This window comes from Photorhabdus luminescens subsp. luminescens, from assembly GCF_001083805.1.
Classification (GTDB): domain Bacteria; phylum Pseudomonadota; class Gammaproteobacteria; order Enterobacterales; family Enterobacteriaceae; genus Photorhabdus; species Photorhabdus luminescens.
On record NZ_JXSK01000002.1, the window covers coordinates 409,999 to 429,461 of the forward strand.

17 protein-coding genes and 1 other RNA gene are annotated in these 19,463 nt (G+C 40.8%); 4 read left to right on the top strand and 14 right to left on the bottom strand.

Translation table 11 applies throughout. From position 1 onward, the window contains the following. Positions 1–985 precede the first annotated feature (985 nt). The gene (locus tag TI10_RS06745) at positions 986–1,189 is read left to right on the top strand and encodes an HHA domain-containing protein (protein ID WP_011147992.1); all 204 of its coding nucleotides are present in this window, start codon (positions 986–988) and stop codon (positions 1,187–1,189) included. Between the two features lie 100 nt (positions 1,190–1,289). Here the strand turns inward: TI10_RS06745 and ffs are convergent. After that, positions 1,290–1,386, bottom strand: an RNA gene (ffs, locus tag TI10_RS23545) — signal recognition particle sRNA small type. Between the two features lie 134 nt (positions 1,387–1,520). Beyond that, a complete protein-coding gene (locus TI10_RS06750; RefSeq protein WP_049582555.1) occupies positions 1,521–1,967 on the bottom strand; it encodes a YbaY family lipoprotein in 447 nt (148 codons plus the stop codon). Positions 1,968–2,216: 249 nt separating this feature from the next. Between TI10_RS06750 and tesB the strand changes: the two genes are divergently transcribed. Next, positions 2,217–3,080, top strand: coding sequence for an acyl-CoA thioesterase II (tesB, locus tag TI10_RS06755; RefSeq protein ID WP_049582556.1), 864 nt, complete (start codon positions 2,217–2,219; stop codon positions 3,078–3,080). A gap of 69 nt (positions 3,081–3,149) precedes the next feature. On the opposite strand, the gene amtB is transcribed toward tesB, so the two are convergent. From amtB to TI10_RS06780, 5 genes are all read right to left on the bottom strand, one after another. Further along, positions 3,150–4,433: an ammonium transporter AmtB gene (gene amtB, locus TI10_RS06760; RefSeq protein ID WP_049582827.1), complete on the bottom strand. Its 1,284-nt coding sequence runs from the start codon at positions 4,431–4,433 to the stop codon at positions 3,150–3,152. Between the two features lie 22 nt (positions 4,434–4,455). After that, the gene (gene glnK / locus TI10_RS06765) at positions 4,456–4,794 is read right to left on the bottom strand and encodes a P-II family nitrogen regulator (protein ID WP_049582557.1); all 339 of its coding nucleotides are present in this window, start codon (positions 4,792–4,794) and stop codon (positions 4,456–4,458) included. A gap of 179 nt (positions 4,795–4,973) precedes the next feature. Beyond that, the gene (locus TI10_RS06770; protein WP_049582558.1) at positions 4,974–6,758 is read right to left on the bottom strand and encodes a SmdB family multidrug efflux ABC transporter permease/ATP-binding protein; all 1,785 of its coding nucleotides are present in this window, start codon (positions 6,756–6,758) and stop codon (positions 4,974–4,976) included. Then, positions 6,751–8,520, bottom strand: coding sequence for a SmdA family multidrug ABC transporter permease/ATP-binding protein (locus TI10_RS06775; protein ID WP_049582559.1), 1,770 nt, complete (start codon positions 8,518–8,520; stop codon positions 6,751–6,753). Before TI10_RS06775 ends, TI10_RS06770 begins: the two co-directional genes overlap by 8 nt. A gap of 86 nt (positions 8,521–8,606) precedes the next feature. Then, positions 8,607–9,068, bottom strand: a complete 462-nt coding sequence (locus TI10_RS06780; protein WP_049582560.1) for an Lrp/AsnC family transcriptional regulator — start codon at positions 9,066–9,068, stop codon at positions 8,607–8,609. 127 nt (positions 9,069–9,195) lie between these two features. On the opposite strand from TI10_RS06780, the gene TI10_RS06785 reads away from it, so the two are divergent. Beyond that, positions 9,196–10,248, top strand: coding sequence for a PLP-dependent cysteine synthase family protein (locus TI10_RS06785; protein WP_049582561.1), 1,053 nt, complete (start codon positions 9,196–9,198; stop codon positions 10,246–10,248). Between the two features lie 32 nt (positions 10,249–10,280). Beyond that, positions 10,281–10,979 (top strand): 7-cyano-7-deazaguanine synthase QueC, encoded by a 699-nt coding sequence (gene queC, locus TI10_RS06790; RefSeq protein ID WP_049582562.1) that lies wholly within the window; start codon positions 10,281–10,283, stop codon positions 10,977–10,979. Between the two features lie 29 nt (positions 10,980–11,008). Here queC and TI10_RS06795 read toward each other — a convergent pair whose 3' ends face one another. The 7 genes from TI10_RS06795 to clpP all read right to left on the bottom strand — a co-directional run bounded on the left by TI10_RS06795 (position 11,009) and on the right by clpP (position 19,242). Continuing rightward, positions 11,009–11,416: an acyl-CoA thioesterase gene (locus TI10_RS06795; protein ID WP_046394481.1), complete on the bottom strand. Its 408-nt coding sequence runs from the start codon at positions 11,414–11,416 to the stop codon at positions 11,009–11,011. A 154-nt stretch (positions 11,417–11,570) separates the two neighbouring features. Then, on the bottom strand, positions 11,571–11,945 hold the full coding sequence (locus TI10_RS06800) for a ComEA family DNA-binding protein (protein WP_049582563.1): 375 nt from the start codon (positions 11,943–11,945) through the stop codon (positions 11,571–11,573). Positions 11,946–12,095: 150 nt separating this feature from the next. Further along, the gene (gene ppiD, locus TI10_RS06805) at positions 12,096–13,967 is read right to left on the bottom strand and encodes a peptidylprolyl isomerase (protein WP_049582564.1); all 1,872 of its coding nucleotides are present in this window, start codon (positions 13,965–13,967) and stop codon (positions 12,096–12,098) included. 177 nt (positions 13,968–14,144) lie between these two features. Continuing rightward, complete coding sequence (gene hupB, locus TI10_RS06810; RefSeq protein ID WP_011148005.1) at positions 14,145–14,420, bottom strand: nucleoid-associated protein HU-beta; 276 nt, start codon at positions 14,418–14,420, stop codon at positions 14,145–14,147. Positions 14,421–14,648: 228 nt separating this feature from the next. Further along, on the bottom strand, positions 14,649–17,003 hold the full coding sequence (gene lon / locus TI10_RS06815; protein WP_049582565.1) for an endopeptidase La: 2,355 nt from the start codon (positions 17,001–17,003) through the stop codon (positions 14,649–14,651). Positions 17,004–17,210: 207 nt separating this feature from the next. Beyond that, positions 17,211–18,482: an ATP-dependent protease ATP-binding subunit ClpX gene (clpX, locus tag TI10_RS06820; protein ID WP_049582566.1), complete on the bottom strand. Its 1,272-nt coding sequence runs from the start codon at positions 18,480–18,482 to the stop codon at positions 17,211–17,213. Between the two features lie 136 nt (positions 18,483–18,618). Further along, on the bottom strand, positions 18,619–19,242 hold the full coding sequence (clpP, locus tag TI10_RS06825) for an ATP-dependent Clp endopeptidase proteolytic subunit ClpP (protein WP_049582567.1): 624 nt from the start codon (positions 19,240–19,242) through the stop codon (positions 18,619–18,621). Positions 19,243–19,463 lie beyond the last annotated feature (221 nt).

The window sequence follows — 19,463 nt, forward strand, 5'->3', positions numbered from 1 at the left end:
GCAAGATTCTGATTATTAATCTATCCGCTTAATCTTTAAGTAGTTTTGTTTAAATTTAATTATAATCACCACTTATGAGTATAAAATAGCTTTAAAAATCCAAGCATTAGTGACTTTAATAAAATTAATATGAAAGTTGTCAGACAAAAATTACTTTATCTTTTTTTACACTAAATGACAAAAAACAATACCAGCACATAGTGACTTATGTAATAATGATGCTATATTCATTGATTATTGTAGCCATCAGGCTATAATCTGCCGTTACCGGTATCTGAGGCTAATACTGTTTTATATAAACCTACATATTAACTCACACATACTAGCCGATATTTATAGTTTATTGAGTTAATGTATGAATTTTTGTTAAGAACTGATTCTGATTTACCAGAAGCAAATCAGAACCATCTGTAAAAAAGATAAATAATCCCAAAGAACGATTATAGATACATAATAATAATCTCTCGAAAAAAATTTTATAATACGTGTATATGCCTAGTGTTTAACTCAAAAAATTAAGTAATGGCGTATACAGGAAGATCAACATAGCATGGATGAATATTCACTCAAGATGGCATAATATTGATGAATTAAAATGCTTATGTGAGAATCTAAGGCAAGAAGCACTTCTGGTGCAAAGTACACAGAGATGAGACTGGTTATGAAAATAATTTTTACATCTCAGGATAATTTAAAGCTAAACAAATAGATTGAATACATATCAACTTTAGTTTGGTACTTTAAAATAAAATATTCTGATGATTTAAGCCTTCTCTCTTGAATTGATAAATGTATTGATAATACATACACTTACATGTTGTTTGGAAACAAATTAAGATTAGCGTTTCCAAACCTGTGGAATAGTAAAAAACTAATGAACGCTCAACCAGCGTCCTGTTACAGGATTTAAATTGCTCCTTGAGCAAAATTTGATTGAATATTTCCCTCAATAATTTTTTATATATGTTAAATAAGAAAGGCGATTATGACTAAAACTGATTATCTGATGCGTTTAAGAAAATGCACCACGATTGATACACTAGAACGTGTGATTGAGAAGAACAAATATGAACTTTCAGGAGATGAACTTGAACTATTCTACTCTGCTGCGGATCACCGCCTAGCTGAGCTGACCATGAATAAACTGTATGATAGAATTCCACCTTCAGTATGGAAATACGTTCGCTAAAATAGTCTTTATCAGATAGAAAGTGATCCGAGCCGGTAAAGTGCTATCGGCTTATTTTAGATCATTGATTTATTTAGGCTATCAATGAAATTGGCGAGGGCTCTGCCAGCGACATCCCGGCACACACATCCCCTGCTATGGCTGCTTCCTTCCGGACCTGACCAAGTTAACAAGTTAGCGTTGCGGGAGAACCAACAGAGCCCCCATTACGACGTGTTGCTTTAACTTCAAAGCGGCACCATTATCATTCATACCTACTCAAATAGCAAGATAAGCAGGCCCGAATGCTGATTTATTGCACATTGTAAGTCAATACAACCAAGAAAGTGTATTATCTAACGGCTTTCAACGTAATTTCGATATCTTTAGTCTTCCCATTATTAATCACTTCATATGCTGTATCTGTCACAAACATCAAGCGACTATGCAGCGAAACAGAAGCACTGACAACAATGCGTGCACCCGGCTTAATTTTATCTGGTTGATAAGGCAAAACAAAATGGAAAGGTGATTGTTTCCCACCTAAACGCTCTACCTTCTGAGACAGAGTAACTGAGGGTGCATCAAGCAAAGATACATCAGATAAAGCCACTGTCAGAACAGCATCTGCTGGCAATGCCATACGCTGTAGTATATTAATATTTCCTTCAACAAAAGACCGTTTCATTGGATTTTCAATCTTTTCCACCTGAGTATCTACTACCTCAGCACCTTTGGCGCTACACCCGGCCAAAGCAACCGCTAGTAATACGCCGGTGGAGAGCTGCCATAACTTCATACACATTCCTCCATTATTAACTAATCTATATAAATATTAAAATAAATTGAAATGTCAAATCATTAAATCTAAATCATTTGAATTATAGATTAAAAATTTGAATATAAAACGACAATAAATTTCATATTCTTTATTGCCCTACTGTCAGGACTTAAAACATTTACAATTAGTTATTTATTAATCATCTATTAATGAGACAATAATCATCCCTTGTACTCTCGATAACCTAATAGAAAACAAAGGCGTATTATGAGCAAGTCATTACAGAATCTGATAAATTTGATGAAATTGGAAAAAATTGAGGAAGGTATTTACCGAGGGCAAAGCGAAGATCTCGGTTTTCCTCAGGTTTTCGGGGGGCAAGTGATTGGTCAGGCACTATATGCCGCCAAACAAACCGTTGTCGATGACCGAATAGGCAATTCTTTCCATAGCTATTTCTTACGCCCCGGAGACAGTCACAAACCTATCGTCTATGATGTTGAAATTCTACGTGATGGAGGAAGTTTTAGCGCCCGGCGAGTCAGTGCCATTCAGAATGGCAAGCCTATCTTTTATATGACTGCCTCATTTCAAAGCCATGAAGAAGGTTTTGAACACCAGAATATAATGCCGGATGTGCCTTATCCAGAAGAGCTTATCCCCCAGGACGAAATCGTGAAAAAAATGTCGCATCTACTGCCACAGAAGATGCAGAATACTCTTCTTTTTCCCTGTCCGTTAGAAATGAGGCCTGTAAAATATCACAGTCCATTCAATTGCCTGCCAGAAGAACCTATACGCTATGTTTGGTTCCGCAGTAACGGCAATATGCCTGATGATCCCTTTATTCATCAATATCTACTTGGCTATGCCTCTGATTTTAACTTTCTACCAACCTCGTTACAGCCACACGGTGTCGGGTTCCTTGAGAAAAATATTCAGATAGCAACAATTGACCATTCTATGTGGTTCCACCGCCCGTTTAGATTAGACGACTGGCTACTATATGCTGTAGATAGTCCGTCAGCTTCCGGTGCTCGTGGTTTTGTTCGGGGACAGATTTACAATCGTGAAGGGATACTTGTTGCTTCCACTGTACAGGAAGGTCTAATTAGGAAACGCAACAGATAAATGAATAAGGCAGCAAACTAAGAACCCTCATTACATTTTGTGGTCTTATTGCTGCCCTCTTATTACAACTTAATTATAAGCACTCTCTCCATGAGAATTAATATCCAATCCTTCCCTTTCAATTTCAACCGTAACCCGTAGCCCTACCAACAAATCTGCGACTTTAAAAGCAATAAAAGCAACAACAACTGACCAAACCACACAAACCAGTATACTAAAAGCCTGAATACCAACTTGCTCCAACATGGTTATACCCTCTGCATGGCCGGTTCCTCCCAAAGATTTAGCCGTAAAAATCCCAGTCAGTAGACAACCCACAATCCCACACACGCCGTGTATACCAAATACATCACATACATCGTCAACACGTAACCATCGTTTTAAAGCCACCACCCCCCAAAGTCCGGTAAAACCCGCAATCAAACCAATGATTAATGCACCACCAACACCCACCATTCCGGCCGCAGGTGTAATACCAACCAGTCCAGCAATACAGCCTGAACAGGCCCCTAAAAGAGATGGTTTATTACGGAAAAGCCATTCTGCAAAAATCCATGACAGGATAGCGGCAGCCGTCGCCACAATAGTATTTAAAAATGCCAGAGCGGCTATCTCATTAGCAGCACTCGCAGAACCAGCATTAAAACCAAACCAACCAATATAGAGCACCGCAGTACCAGTGAAGACCATCGGCAAATTATGTGGTTTAAATGCCTCTTTCCCAAAACCAGTGCGTTTTCCCAGCAAGTAAGCACCAACTAATCCAGCGACAGCAGCGTTAACATGGACAACCGTACCACCAGCAAAATCCAATGCTCCATCCTGTGAAAGTACACCACCACCCCAAACCATATGCGCCATAGGCAGGTAAGAAAATGTCAACCACAGCACACTAAAAATTAACAAAGCCGAAAAGCGAATACGCTCCCCTAATGCGCCAATAATCAAAGCAACTGTGATACAAGCGAAAGAGCCTTGAAATGCCACATGAATTAGCTGATAAAAATCTCCACTTAAGTCAGTGAATGCTAAATTCTTTAGCATCATTTGACTAAAACCACCGAAAAAACCATTCCCTGGTGCAAAAGCCAGGCTATAACCGTAAATCACCCACAATACACATACTAACGCAAAGCTCACCATGACCTGAGCCATTAGCGATAAAACGTTTTTACTCCGTAGCAATCCACCATAAAACAGAGCAATTCCCGGAATGGTCATAAACAGAACAAGGACTGTACAAATCATCATAAAAGCATTATCAGCTTTATCAACAACACCTTCCGCTGCCTGAGATAATGATGGTAAGCAACTGGCTACAATACCGGCAGCCACAGAGAATTTTCTTTTCATATCTATCTTCTCTATCAGTGAGTTACAGTGCCGCATCGTTAGTTTCTCCTGTTCTAATACGAATAGCCTGTTGCAATTCGATGACAAAGATTTTACCGTCGCCAACTTTTCCAGTGAAAGCTGATTGCTGAATAGCATGAATTACCTCCTCAACCAATTCATCTGCTACAGCAATATCTATCTTTATTTTAGGTAAAAAATTGACACTATATTCCGCTCCACGATAAAGCTCCGCATGTCCTTTCTGACGCCCAAATCCTTTTACCTCTGTTATGGTCAACCCCTGAACACCAAGACCAGAGAGAACTTCCCGAATATCCTCCAATTTGAATGGTTTTATAATTGTCGTAATGAGCTTCATACATCCCCCTTCCATCCAGCTATTATGTTTGCAATAAGGAAATAGCAAGGGATGTGCCAGAAACTAAAAACATATAAAAATCAAATGATAATAAAGAAAATAAAAATTATGGAGAATAAGAAGGGAGGAGAACAGAGAATATGCCCTCCCGCGAATGCACCAAATTAGTGCAAACTTAATTAAATTAGCACCTCTTTCCCAGAGATTGTGCCACAATCATTTAGCGTTTCACCTACTTGTTGCAACTGATACATCTGGTAGTAACGCCCACGACTCGCTAATAATTGTTGATGGTACCCCTGTTCAATAATTGCACCACGATGCAGCACCAGAATAGTATCAGCCTCCACAATGGTAGACAGACGATGAGCAATCACGATCAACGTTGTTTGTTGACGAATCAATCTCAAGGCTTGCTGTACCGCCTGCTCCGTACCAGAATCAATATTTGCAGTCGCTTCATCAAGGATCAAAATTTGTGGCGTTTGCACTAACACTCTCGCCATAGCAAGTAATTGTTTTTGACCGGCTGACAATGTATTACCTTGCTCTCCCAAGAGAGTATGAAGTCCATCAGGCAATGTACGTATTAATTCAGCTAATTGAACAGTTTCCAATACTTGCCAAACCTTCTCTTCTGAAATATTCCGACCAAGCGTAATATTTTCAAAGAAAGAGTCAGCAAGAACGACCGGGTCCTGCTGAACTATTGCCACTCCATTACGTAATACAGAATGAGACAAGGATGATACTGGCCGGCCATCAAGATAAATTTCCCCTTTCTGCCACGGGTAATACCCCATCAGCAAATTTGCCAACGTACTTTTACCACTACCGGTATGACCAACCAAAGCAACAAAACCATGAGCCGGAACCTGTAAATTAATATCTTGCAAAACTATTTTTCCATGCCGGTAGGAAAAACTAACATTTTCTATATCAATTCGACCACTGGATAGCGGCTGACTATCTATGCCATAACCTTGTTGAGGGCTATCCATTAATTCAAATATTCTCTCACCAGAAACGACCGCTTGTTGCAGAATCGATTGCTGAGATGTCAGTTCAATGAGCGGTTCATTCAACCGCCCTAAATAATTAATAAAAGCATACAATACCCCGACACCAATCGCCCCTGGCCCACTAATTCCAAACAACACAATGAGACCGCACAATACCATAGCAGATAGCAAGCTCAGTAATGGGCGTAACAAAAGCCCATCTAATCTCAACGCTTGCATTCTCGCCTGATAATGAGCCCGATTGGTTGACAGCATACGCTCACCAAAACGCGCCTGTTGACGGAACTGCTGAACAACACTCATTCCATTAATGACTTCGTTAAACTCGTCATTAATATCAGCCAAATAACTACGTACCCGACGGACGATTGGTGTACTAAGATACTGATATATCGCCATAACAATCAATACGACAGGAAAAATAAGAATTGCAATTAATGCCATACGCCATTCCAGTATAAACATGGCAATCAACATCGCACCAATCAATGCCATACTGCGAAATACCGTAGGAACTACATTGACATAAAGATCTTTAATGACTTCAGTATCATTCGTTACACGGGAAATCAACTGCCCTACCGGTTGATTATCAAAAGCACTCAGAGGCTGGCGCAATGCTGCATCCATCACATCTGTACGAAGCTGCTGAACCACATCGACCGACACTTGATTGAACAATAAAGCCTGAAAATAGTGTAACGCAGCCGTAATCAGTTGCAGAACAATAAAGGTTATAGCTAGCCCGATAACCACTCTAGTAGGCATATTACCCGTTGCAACCATATTATCGATAAAGTAACTAATTAGGATCGGCCCACTGACTTCCGCAATTGCAGCTCCCCATAACATGAGTACAGCCAGCCCCAATGGCTTACGATAATTTTTTCCATAAACCAGCAGACGCTTTAGAGACGGCCATAATCGACGAACTTTAGTCATCTTTATCTCCTTCTACTGTTTCCTCGTCATCCAATGCTGCTTCAAGTTGCTGATAACAATACATATCACGATACCATCCTGGCTGATCTGCCAGTTGCGAATGCTGTCCCTGATGTATAACAGAACCTTGCTGCATCACCAGGATATTATCAGCATCAGTTAATGCAGACAGGCGGTGAGCACTAATAATAACCGTTCGTTGTTGCCTCCACTGACTGAGGTTTTGTAGGATATTGTATTCAGTTTGACCATCAACCGCAGATAAAGCGTCATCCAGAACCAAAATCTCTGCATCTAAAAGTAGCGCTCTCGCAATGGAAATACGCTGCTTCTGCCCACCAGAAAGCATTACCCCACGCTCGCCTACTTCTGTCTGATACCCATCGGGTAAACGAAGAATATCTTCATGAACATTGGCAAGGCGGGCAACTTCTTCAATCTGTTCCTGTGTTGCATCAGGACGTCCCAAAGCGATATTCCTGGCAACGGTATCTGAAAATAAAAAGGGGGTTTGATTGACAACAGCAAATCGTGCTCGCCATTCATCTAACCTGATATCCGCAATTTTGAGCGACTGGAAAAGAATTTCTCCATCAGTCACATCAAACTGTCTCTGTATCAGCGCAAGTAATGTGCTCTTACCTGAACCAGTTGGACCACAGATCCCTAATAACTGTCCAGGTAATAACTGGAAATTAATTTGATTAAGAACAGTTTTGTTACTTTGCGGATAATTAAACGCTTTGATATTCACATCCAAAATACCGCGCTCAGGCAATAGATGACCAATACCATCCTCAATGACCGGAGGCTCCTGCAACAAGCTACGGATACGACTATAAGCAGCGCTTCCCCGTTCAACGATATTAAACATCCATGCCAGCGCTAACATTGGCCAAATCATTAAGCCAAGGTACATCACAAAACTAGTAAGCTCACCAAGTGTTAAAACACCATTTAATACCATCCAACTACCACCACCGATAGCCAATAAGTTTGACATACCAATGGCAATAAAAATTGTTGGATCAAATCGGGCATCTACCCTAGCAACATACATATTCTTACGGCCGGCTTCCACTGCAACTTGTTCAAACTGATTCGATTGCAAATCTTCAAGGCCAAACGCCTTAATCATGCGAATACTGGTTAGACTTTCTTGAGCCTGGTTATTCAGAGCAGAAAATGCGCCTTGTGCAGATTTGAAGCGACGATGAAGTTGATCACCATATCGTTTGATAATGATCGCCATAATCGGCATAGGCAACAGAGACAGTAAAGTTAATTGCCAACTAATTTGTATACTCATCATAATCAGCACTGCACAGCCCATAACGAGCGAATCAACTAACGTAAGCACACCTTCACCCGCAGCAAATACCACCCGATCCACATCATTAGTAGCACGAGCCATTAAATCCCCCGTGCGATGACGCAGATAAAATTCAGGGTTTTGTCGGCTAAGCTGTTGGTAAAAATTATTCCGTAATTTAACTGCTAATTGATATGACGCCCCAAACAACCATAAGCGCCATATATAACGCAAGATATAGACAATCGATGCAATAACCAGCATAACGCAAATCCACATCATCAATTGGTAAAATGACATAGACGCAGTACTGATCCCATCAACGATTACCCCCACCAGATACGGCGGAATTAGCAATAGAATAGAGATAATAATAAGCAGAGTCACTGCCCCAAGATAACGACGCCACTCGCTACGGAAGTACCAACTTAATTGAGAAAATAACCTCACACGTGTATATCCCGAAATGAAATAGATAATAGAAATGCTGAACGACACTCAGAATAATTGACTTAACGCAATGAATTAATAATTGGTTAATCTGGTATCGGCAATGCTGTAGTGTATTTGATTTTTTCCATTGCAAAACTCGATGTCACATCAATCAACCCCGGAACACCATTCACCATACGCTTGTAGAAAAGATCATAACTTTTCATATCCACAACTTCTACGTGCATTAAATAATCACATTCACCAGCCATACGATAAAAAGCGAGGACTTCTGGCATTTGCTTTATAAATGCAACAAATTGCTCATACCAACTACTGTTATGCTGCTGAGTTCTGATCATAACAATCACTGTCAACCCTAGTCCTAATTTTTCACTATCAAGCAAAGCAACTTTGCCAACGATATAGCCTTCATCTTCCAGTCGTTTTAGCCGTTTCCAACAAGGAGTAGAGGTAAGATTAACAGCTTCCGCCAATGCATTCAGAGACAGACTACAATCTTTCTGTAGTAACTTAAGCAACTTGCGGTCTGTTTTATCCAACATAGCTACCTCTTATAGAAAATTTTTCCATAAAGAAACCACACATTAAGAAAAATAACAATCTATTTCTCCCAGTATCAAGTTAATCTACCCACCGCCAATTATTTTTAAATTACAGAGTTAATAATTAATGTCACACAGTTGGACCACCAAGGCAATCAGAGAGATTAAAGCAGACCATCAACGCAGTTCTGACACTCATCTTATCCGCCTTAATTTGCCAGTTTTTCCAGGTATCCATTTATATCTAAAAGATGAAAGCACCCATCCAACCGGTAGTCTGAAACACAGACTTGCTCGTTCTTTATTCCTTTACGCACTGAGTAATGGCTGGATAAAGGAAGGTACCCCGGTTATTGAATCTTCATCAGGTAGTACTGCTGTATCTGAAGCCTATTTTGCCCGCCTGCTTGGATTACCTTTTATTGCTGTTATGCCCTCATACACTGCGAAACGTAAAATTCAGGAAATTGAATTTTATGGTGGTAAATGCCATTTTGTTAATCATTCAGCACAAATTTATGACGAGTCAGAACGACTAGCAAAAGCACTAAACGGTCATTATATGGATCAATTTACTTACGCCGAAAGAGCGACAGACTGGCGAGGTAACAACAATATTGCTGAAAGTATTTTTCGCCAAATGCAAATGGAACCATTTCCTGAACCAGATTATATCGTTATGAGCGCTGGTACTGGGGGAACTTCTGCAACTTTAGGACGCTATATCCGTTACCAAGGGCATAACACTAAACTGATTGTTGTCGATCCAGAAAACTCTATATTTTATGACCATTACCGTCAAAATTGCTGTGATATTCATGGCAATTATAGCAGCAAGATTGAGGGTATTGGCCGCCCTCGAGCAGAGCCTTCTTTTATCCCTTCTGTTATTGATGACATGATCCAAATACCCGATTGCGCCAGCATTGCAACAATTTACTGGCTGGAAAAATTACTTGGCCGAAAAGTTGGCGCATCTACAGGGACCAATGTCTGGGGAGCTCTTCTGATTGCTAACCAAATGCATGAGCGTGGCGAACAAGGCGCAATAGTAACTTTACTGTGCGACAGTGGTGAACGTTATCTTGATACTTATTACAATCCAGATTGGGTAAAAAATAACATCGGCGATATCTCACCCTATCTCAAACAACTATCCAATTTCCGCAGTTATAAGTAACATAACCATTTTATTCTAATGAGGATGTTACAATGAGACGAGCTGTTGTTGTATTCAGTGGTGGACAAGATTCCACAACCTGCCTGATTCAAGCAATTAATCAATATGACGAAGTACATTGTGTCACTTTTGATTATGGTCAGCGCCATCGCGCCGAAATTGATGTTGCACGTAATATCAGCCATTCTCTTGGCGTTGTTGCTCATAAAGTACTGGATGTCACATTACTTAGTGAACTGGCTCTCAGCAGTCTGACTCGTGATAACATCCCTATTCCCGATTACAGTGAAAGTGCAAAAAGTGCTATACCCAGCACATTTGTCCCTGGCCGCAATATTTTGTTTCTGACACTGGCTGCTATATATGCTTACCAGGTTGAAGCAGAAGCGATTATTACTGGCGCATGTGAAACTGATTTCTCCGGTTACCCTGATAGCCGTGACGAATTTGTCAAAGCACTGAATAAAGCTGTAATCCTCGGCATTGCCCGTGATATCCGTTTTGAAACTCCATTAATGTGGCTCAACAAAGCTGAAACTTGGGCATTGTCCGACTACTACCAGCATTTAGACTTTGTTCGTAGTCAGACACTCACTTGCTACAACGGCATTCAAGGTAATGGATGTGGTAAATGCGCAGCTTGTCATCTCAGAGCTAACGGATTAGAACAATATCTAAATGCGCCTGAGAAAATAATGACTGAAATGAAAGCAAAAACACATTTAGTTTAATCCAAATGGCAATGAGAACTTTTCCCCTCTCATTGCCCTGTTTTCACCAAAGCTCCCATTATTTCACGTAATTCACCCTCAATAGACAATGCCCTTTGCGTTTTTCTATCAATCCAGACAAACGTAGTCTTGGCATCTGCAATGAGTTGATTGTTCCTTCTGCGTATGATTTCCTGAGAAAATACACCACTTCTGTTTCTCAGCTCCGTCAATCGGCAATCCACTTCCAATTCATCGCCAAGGACTGCTGAACTGCGATAATTAATATTAATGTTGACCACTGCAAACCCAACATTGTTTTTCTGTATCCATTCCACTACAGAATGCTTATGCAGCCATTCCCACCGAGCACTTTCCAGAAATTCCAAATAGCGAGCATTGTTCACATGTTGAAACAAATCTATATGATAACCATGAACTTTTATAATTGAACTCATAATATTGCCTTTATGTTAAAGTCACTCATCTGACCAGGTTGATTTCACAATAGCAAAACAAAAAATTCACACTAGTTAAAGTGTTTTATTTGCAACCTTGATCACAACATCCCCATTCATAAAAAAATCATGAATGAGGATGATAGATAATATACTAGTAACTCAACTTACTTCTGTTTCGCTCAATGAAAACAGGTCCTATCCCCTGAACCTCCTGTAGTTGCTCCACCGCAGTAAATGCACCATGTTTTTCCCGATATTCAACAATTCCTTGTGCTTTTTTTACTCCAATACCATTTAGTGCTTTTGCTAATTCTTCCGCACTTGCAGTATTAATATTCACTTTTCCTTTTTCTTCTACTTTCGCTGCGTCCTGCTGTTGTAGCTGCTTTTCCGATGAAGAATGACTGGTAGTACTGGCTGTTTTAGCTACTTTATCTTTTACTTGCTCAGTGGCAATCGCGAATTGCCCCCCACACGCATAAAGCAAGCCAGCGAGCAAAACAGATAAAATTCCCGATTTTTTCATACTAATTCCTCCATGTTTTATGAGCAGACAAAAGATTGCCACAGATAAATTTGAGCACAATGGACAAAGAGCAGATATGCGAAAGGCCGCGAAAGCGGCCTTTATTGACAAGGTAATTACAAAGATATTTGCGATACTCTCCGCAAATTTTTATTCGACATGACCTAACTTAATTTTGGCTTTTTCACGCAGACTAATCAGTAAAGACTCTAGCATAGCGTTACCCATTTCACTCTGATAGCTATTAGCCATGCTTTTAATTTGCTCTTCAGATACAACACCTGGAGTAACTTTATCCAGTTGGATCAGCACAACGTCATCCAAACTATTTTTCGTCAAACCATATTCTGCCTTACCTTCTTTTGGCCGAGGTAAAGCAAATACTGCGCCAACTAACACATTATCTTGAGATGTACGCTGAATAACTTGAGGTTCGCCAAATTGAATACCTGCATCTTTCAAGGCTTGCTCACCTCTACCTTCTTTTAAGGCGGTCAGTAATCTCTCACTTTCGACTTGAAGTTGTTTTTCAGCTTTCTGACGTTTAACCAGTTCAGTAACTTGCTCTTTAACTTTCTCAAAAGGCTGTACCGTTTCCGGCTTATAATTATCTACACGCAGAACAAATGCACGATCACCTTCAACGGAGATAACATCGGAGTTAGTCCCTGTTGGCCCCTGTCCATCAACAAGATTACCTTCAAAAATGGCATGAATGACAGCACCAAAATTAATCTCTGCCGGCACACTATTGCGATCAAACCAATCAGTCGTCACAACCTTAATACCTGAAACTTCCTCAGCCGCAGCTAAAGATTCATTATTACTGGTAGCAGCATCACTGACCTTCTGTTGCAGAGCATAAAAAGCATCTACTGCTTTTTCCTGCTTAACCATTTTCTCAATTTCAGAGCGAACTTCAGATAACGGCTTAATTATTTGGGGCTTAACATCATCCAAATGGAAAATAGCAAAACCATTAGAAACCTTAATTACAGAAGAAATTTGGCCTTTCTCTTTCAAATTAGCTTGTTTCAACTCTTCAGGAAGAGCATCTTCTTCTATCCAACCGATCTCACCACGATTTTTCGCTGAAAACTTATCCGTAGATTTTTTAGTCGCTAATTTACCAAAATCAGCGCCCTTATTTAGCTCATCAAGCACTGTTTTGGCTTCAGCTTCAGTTGCAAGCTGAATCAGACTATATTTTTTCTGCTCTGGTTGAGTATAACGTTTCAAATTATGCTCATAGTAAGCATCAACATCAGAGGATGTAGCTGAAACTTTATTCATTTCATCTACAGCATCCATTTTGATATAGCTGACTTTCACTTCTTCTGGAGCAATAAAGCTGCTCTTATTTAGATTATAGTAATCTTGCAAATCTTTATCTGTTACTTTCTGCTGCGCCTGAATTTTCTTCAGCTCCAGTGTAGCCATACGGACAGTTCTTTGTTGCAGAAGCAATTCAGCATTGGGTTTCACCTCACTAGGCAATGCTATTTCACTACCAGAAAAAGCCATAATTAATTGTTGATTAACTAAATTCTGGCGTGTTTGTTCAGCAAAAATATCTGGACTCATATTGGAACGGTTGAGCAACTCCAGATATTTGTTGTTATCAAATTTACCGTTTGTCTGAAAGTAAGAAATATTGCGGATAGAATCCTTAACTTGCTCATCGCTGGCAGATAAACCCAATTCACGGGAATATTGTTCAATCAACGTATTATTAATTAGACGCTCCAAAGCCTGATTACGAATCTGCTTCATGCTTTGTTCGTCACTTGCCAACACCGAGAATTTATCTCCCAATTGATTTTGCAATGCGTTTCTCTCTTGCTGAAACGCCTGTTCCAATTGAGTACGACTGATAGTCTGGCCATTCACTTCGGCAGCATAACTACCAGCTCCACTTGTCAAGTAGCCCCCAACCCCCGTCAAAACAAAAGACAGGATAATGAGAGCCAGCACGATTTTAAGCACAGGACTGTTTGCCGCCGTGCGTAGGTTGTCCATCATAAAGAGGCAAAACTCCGCTTTGGTGAAATTGAAAACGCCATATTACGCTAATTCAAGCGTTAAGAGAAAAAAAGCGCACCAATCAATTGATGCGCTTCTATTTTAACTTACCAAACCTGTCTCGTCAGTCTATGTTTGCCAATATAACAAGGACTAATAAACAATTTTTGGTCAGCGTCACCCATTAACAGCGTCTTTCAAACCTTTACCTGGACGGAAAGCAGGTACTTTAGCCGCAGCAATTTTGAGCTCTTTTCCTGTTTGAGGATTACGGCCTGTACGTGCAGAACGTTCACGAACAGCAAAAGTACCGAATCCCACCAGAGCAACATCATCACCATCCTTCAATGCACCCGTTACCGAAGAAATGAATGCATCTACTACACGCCCTGCGGCTGCTTTAGAAATATTAGAGTCAGCAGCAATTTTGTCGATCAGTTGTGATTTATTCACTCTTATCATCCCCATATAGTTTTTACTACTGCATCAGCATCCTAACGGATAACCCGATAGCAGTGCCGTTATATCAATCCTTTCCGATATTGGCAAGAAATCATAAGACAACAAAATATTTATTAGATAGCTCATCCAAGTTAGCAATACAAAAAAGCTGGTAAGCCTGAATTCACTTACCAGCCTATATTTCATCCATCATTATTGAGATAGTTTACTATTTCTGTCCTATTGAGCTGACACTAATTCTGCGCCAAACACAGGATCCTGCAATGTAATAGCCAAAACATCTTCAATACGTTTTACTGGATGGATCTGTAGATCTGCAATAATATTTTGGGGAATTTCTTCCAGATCACGTTTATTCTCTTCCGGAATTAAGACCGTTTTGATTCCGCCTCGATGAGCAGCCAGTAGTTTCTCTTTCAAGCCACCGATTGGCAGAACTAAACCACGCAATGTGATTTCACCAGTCATAGCAACATCAGCCCGAACTGGATTACCGGTCAGACAGGAAACCAATGCTGTACACATAGCAATACCCGCACTTGGGCCATCTTTTGGCGTCGCACCTTCCGGAACATGGACATGAATATCCCGTTTCTCATAAAAATCAGCGTTGATACCCAACTTATCAGCACGAGCACGAACAACGGTTAATGCTGCTTGAATGGATTCCTGCATAACCTCACCGAGTGAGCCAGTATAGGTTAGCTTACCTTTCCCTGGAACACACGCGGTTTCAATAGTCAGTAAATCACCACCAACTTCGGTCCATGCAAGTCCTGTGACCTGACCAATACGGTTTTCCGTATCTGCACGGCCATAATCCACACGTTGAACACCCAGATAATCTTTCAAGTTATCTGCGTTGATTTCAATATGTTTTAAATTTTTATCCATTAACAATGCTTTTACCGCCTTACGACATAGCTTAGAAATTTCTCGCTCTAAACTACGCACTCCGGCTTCACGAGTGTAATAACGGATAATGCCAATAATAGCACTGTCATCAATAGCTAATTCACTCTTTTTCAGAGCATTACGTTCAATCTGCTTAGGCAGCAAATGACGTTTGGCAATATTCAATTTTTCATCTTCGGTATAACCCGAAAGACGAATAATCTCCATACGATCCAACAATGGCGCCGGAATGTTCATAGAATTGGATGTTGCAACAAACATGACATCTGACAGATCATAATCAACCTCCAGATAATGGTCGTTAAATGCAACGTTCTGTTCCGGATCTAAAACTTCCAGTAAGGCAGAAGCAGGATCACCACGCATATCGGATGACATCTTATCAATCTCATCCAGCAGGAACAGGGGATTCTTCACTCCAACTTTGGACATTTTTTGAATCAATTTGCCCGGCATAGAACCAATATAGGTACGGCGATGACCACGGATTTCAGCTTCATCACGAACCCCCCCCAGTGCCATACGCACATATTTCCGCCCGGTCGCACGTGCAATGGACTGACCTAAAGAGGTTTTACCCACCCCAGGAGGCCCAACCAGACATAAAATCGGCCCTTTAATTTTACTAATTCGGCTTTGTACTGCCAGATATTCAAGGATACGCTCTTTTACACGCTCCAAACCATAATGGTCGGTATCCAGAGTTTCCTGGGCTTTAACCAAATCTTTTTTAACTTTACTGCGAGCAACCCACGGAACCTGTACCATCCAATCAATGTAACTACGGACAACCGTCGCTTCCGCTGACATAGGAGACATCATCTTCAATTTTTGCAATTCAGCTTCGGCTTTTTCACGAGCCTCTTTAGGCATTTTTGCTGCTTCAATTTTTCGCTTCAGGGTTTCATACTCATCAGGCGCATCATCCATCTCACCCAATTCTTTCTGAATTGCTTTCATCTGTTCATTCAGGTAATACTCGCGCTGGCTTTTTTCCATTTGTTTCTTCACGCGATTACGAATGCGTTTTTCTACCTGTAACAAATCAATTTCCGACTCCATCATTGCCATCAAATATTCAAGACGCTCAACGACATCAGACATTTCCAAAACTGTCTGTTTATCACTGAGTTTCAATGGCATATGCGCAGCAATTGTGTCAGCCAATTTAGCGGCATCTTCGACACTATGAAGTGAGGTCAAAACCTCTGGTGGAATTTTCTTATTTAACTTGATGTAGCCTTCAAACTGATTAATAGCTGTCCTGATCATAACTTCCTGCTCACGCTCATCAACGAGCGGCGAATCAAGATACTCAGCATGAGCAGAAAAATGTTCGCCATCGTCAGTCAGAGTCGTAATGCGGGCACGTTTCAACCCTTCGACAAGCACTTTTACCGTACCATCAGGCAATTTCAACATCTGTAAAATAGAAGCTACTGTACCAACGGAGAAAAGGTCATTAACCCCTGGCTCATCAGTTGAAGCTTCTTTTTGCGCAACCAACATGATCTGTTTGTCATGATCCATTGCTGCTTCCAGGCAGTGAATAGACTTCTCACGCCCTACAAACAATGGGATCACCATATGCGGGTAAACCACCACATCGCGCAGAGGCAATACAGGGATTTCTATGCGTTCGGAACGCTCAAGATTCATAGAGCTCTCTCTTCGTTTAGCTTTCGCCAGTTTTTAGGAATCTCGTGAAACACGGTTCTCACGAGTTTCACTCCATAGAATATAAAATATATGGGGACAGGAATTTGACATTCAATGGTATGGCACTTTAATAAAAACAAAATGAGGGTAATCCCCTCATTTTATTCAATAATATCTCGTTTAGCGAATTCCCTGCCCTAGACTCAGTTATTCACCAGAAACCTGGGCATCCGGTTTGCTGTAAATCAGCAAAGGCGCAGATTGACCATTGATAACAGATTCGTCTACAACAACTTTTCCAACGTTTTCCATTGATGGTAGATCATACATCGTGTCCAGCAATGCACCTTCAACAATAGAACGTAGGCCACGGGCCCCCGTCTTACGCACCATTGCTTTCTTAGCAATAGCAGTCAGGGCTTCACTTCTGAATTCCAGATCAACACCTTCAAGGTTAAACAGTGCTTGATACTGCTTGGTCAACGCATTTTTAGGCTCTTTCAAAATCTGAATCAACGCTTCCTCACTCAATTCACTGAGCGTGGCAACAACAGGTAACCGCCCAATAAATTCAGGGATAAGCCCAAATTTGATCAGATCTTCTGGCTCAGCCTGTGCAAGCAATTCGCCTTCAGTAGCCTTTTCTGATTCACCTTTGACTTTCGCGCCAAATCCAATACCCGTACTGGTATTTAAACGCTGACCTATGACTTTATCCAGACCTGCAAACGCACCACCACAAATAAATAGGATTTTAGAGGTATCTACCTGTAAAAACTCCTGTTGCGGATGTTTACGCCCCCCTTGAGGAGGAACCGCCGCAATTGTACCTTCAATCAGTTTCAACAACGCTTGCTGTACACCCTCGCCTGAAACATCCCGAGTAATTGACGGGTTATCAGATTTACGCGAAATTTTGTCAATTTCATCAATATAAACAATACCGCGCTGGGCTTTTTGCACATCGTAGTCACATTTTTGCAGTAATTTCTGAATAATGTTTTCTACGTCTTCTCCTACATATCCCGCTTCGGTCAGCGTAGTCGCATCTGCCATGGTAAAAGGAACGTCAAGATAACGAGCCAATGTTTCAGCTAATAGCGTTTTACCACTCCCTGTTGGCCCAATAAGCAGAATATTACTTTTACCTAATTCAACACCGTTACTAGTATCGCCATTACGTAACCGCTTGTAATGGTTATAAACAGCAACCGCCAACACTTTTTTCGCCGTTTCCTGGCCGATAACATAATCATCCAAATGTTGACGAATTTCATGAGGAGTTGGCAATGCACTACGCTCACGATGTGGTACAAGCTCTTTAATTTCTTCGCGAATGATGTCGTTACACAAATCCACACATTCATCGCAGATATACACTGACGGGCCAGCAATCAATTTTCGCACTTCATGTTGGCTTTTCCCGCAGAAAGAGCAATACAGCAGCTTTCCTGAACCGTCTTTGCGCTTATCTGTCATCAGTCACAACCTCACTTTATCAACTGCCCACCCAGACTCATCTGGCAAAGCAGGAAACTTCTGCTATTACCCCGAACAACTAGCCTTACCAAACAGTAAGCCGAATGTTTATATTATAGCTTCCGGGAATAATAAATTAATCGCGATGGGTGAAAATCTTATCAACCAACCCATACTCTACGGCTTCATCTGCTGACAAGAAACGATCACGTTCTGTATCTTCTTTGATCTTTTCAATAGGTTTTCCCGTATGTTGCGCCATCAACTCATTCATACGCGATTTCACTTTCAGTATTTCCTGAGCGTGAATTTCAATATCCGTAGCTTGTCCCTGGAAACCACCTAATGGCTGATGGATCATAACCCGGGAATTTGGCAAACAGATACGTTTTCCCTTTGCGCCAGCAGTCAACAAGAATGCCCCCATTGAACATGCTTGCCCCATACAAATAGTACTGACATCCGGTTTAATAAACTGCATCGTATCATAGATGGACATTCCCGCAGTAATCACACCACCTGGTGAATTGATATATAAGAAAATATCTTTTTCCGGATTCTCTGCTTCAAGGAATAACATCTGAGCTACAACCAAGTTTGCCATATGATCCTCAACCTGGCCGGTCAGGAAAATAATACGCTCCTTTAATAAGCGAGAATAGATATCGTACGAACGTTCTCCACGAGCAGTCTGTTCGACTACCATCGGCACCAAAGCCATGTGAGGCGCATATTGATCCCGCTTGTCGCTATATGACATTTTCGTCTCCTAATAGAATTCATGTTGGTGCCATTCATAACCAATTCTACTTGAGATAAGCGATGATGACCATGATTCAAAGTTAGCCAATCAAGGGGGAATTCCCCCTGAAAAATTTTGCAATCATATACATAATATTAAAAAGGATCTGGGGTTAAACCCACTTTTTTCAAGAAAAATCTTGCCTCTTACTTATAAAAAAACCCGCAGATTTATCTGCG

Excerpts from the sequence above, each read along its gene's own strand:
- queC (WP_049582562.1), top strand. The coding sequence starts at position 10,281 with ATGAGACGAGCTGTTGTTGTATTCAGTGGTGGACAAGATTCCACAACC.
- TI10_RS06770 (WP_049582558.1), bottom strand. The coding sequence starts at position 6,758 with ATGACTAAAGTTCGTCGATTATGGCCGTCTCTAAAGCGTCTGCTGGTT.
- TI10_RS06750 (WP_049582555.1), bottom strand. The coding sequence starts at position 1,967 with ATGAAGTTATGGCAGCTCTCCACCGGCGTATTACTAGCGGTTGCTTTG.
- ppiD (WP_049582564.1), bottom strand. The coding sequence starts at position 13,967 with ATGATGGACAACCTACGCACGGCGGCAAACAGTCCTGTGCTTAAAATC.
- TI10_RS06745 (WP_011147992.1), top strand. The coding sequence starts at position 986 with ATGACTAAAACTGATTATCTGATGCGTTTAAGAAAATGCACCACGATT.
- lon (WP_049582565.1), bottom strand. The coding sequence starts at position 17,003 with ATGAATCTTGAGCGTTCCGAACGCATAGAAATCCCTGTATTGCCTCTG.
- clpX (WP_049582566.1), bottom strand. The coding sequence starts at position 18,482 with ATGACAGATAAGCGCAAAGACGGTTCAGGAAAGCTGCTGTATTGCTCT.
- TI10_RS06795 (WP_046394481.1), bottom strand. The coding sequence starts at position 11,416 with ATGAGTTCAATTATAAAAGTTCATGGTTATCATATAGATTTGTTTCAA.
- amtB (WP_049582827.1), bottom strand. The coding sequence starts at position 4,433 with ATGAAAAGAAAATTCTCTGTGGCTGCCGGTATTGTAGCCAGTTGCTTA.
- TI10_RS06800 (WP_049582563.1), bottom strand. The coding sequence starts at position 11,945 with ATGAAAAAATCGGGAATTTTATCTGTTTTGCTCGCTGGCTTGCTTTAT.
- clpP (WP_049582567.1), bottom strand. The coding sequence starts at position 19,242 with ATGTCATATAGCGACAAGCGGGATCAATATGCGCCTCACATGGCTTTG.
- TI10_RS06785 (WP_049582561.1), top strand. The coding sequence starts at position 9,196 with ATGTCACACAGTTGGACCACCAAGGCAATCAGAGAGATTAAAGCAGAC.
- TI10_RS06780 (WP_049582560.1), bottom strand. The coding sequence starts at position 9,068 with ATGTTGGATAAAACAGACCGCAAGTTGCTTAAGTTACTACAGAAAGAT.
- tesB (WP_049582556.1), top strand. The coding sequence starts at position 2,217 with ATGAGCAAGTCATTACAGAATCTGATAAATTTGATGAAATTGGAAAAA.
- glnK (WP_049582557.1), bottom strand. The coding sequence starts at position 4,794 with ATGAAGCTCATTACGACAATTATAAAACCATTCAAATTGGAGGATATT.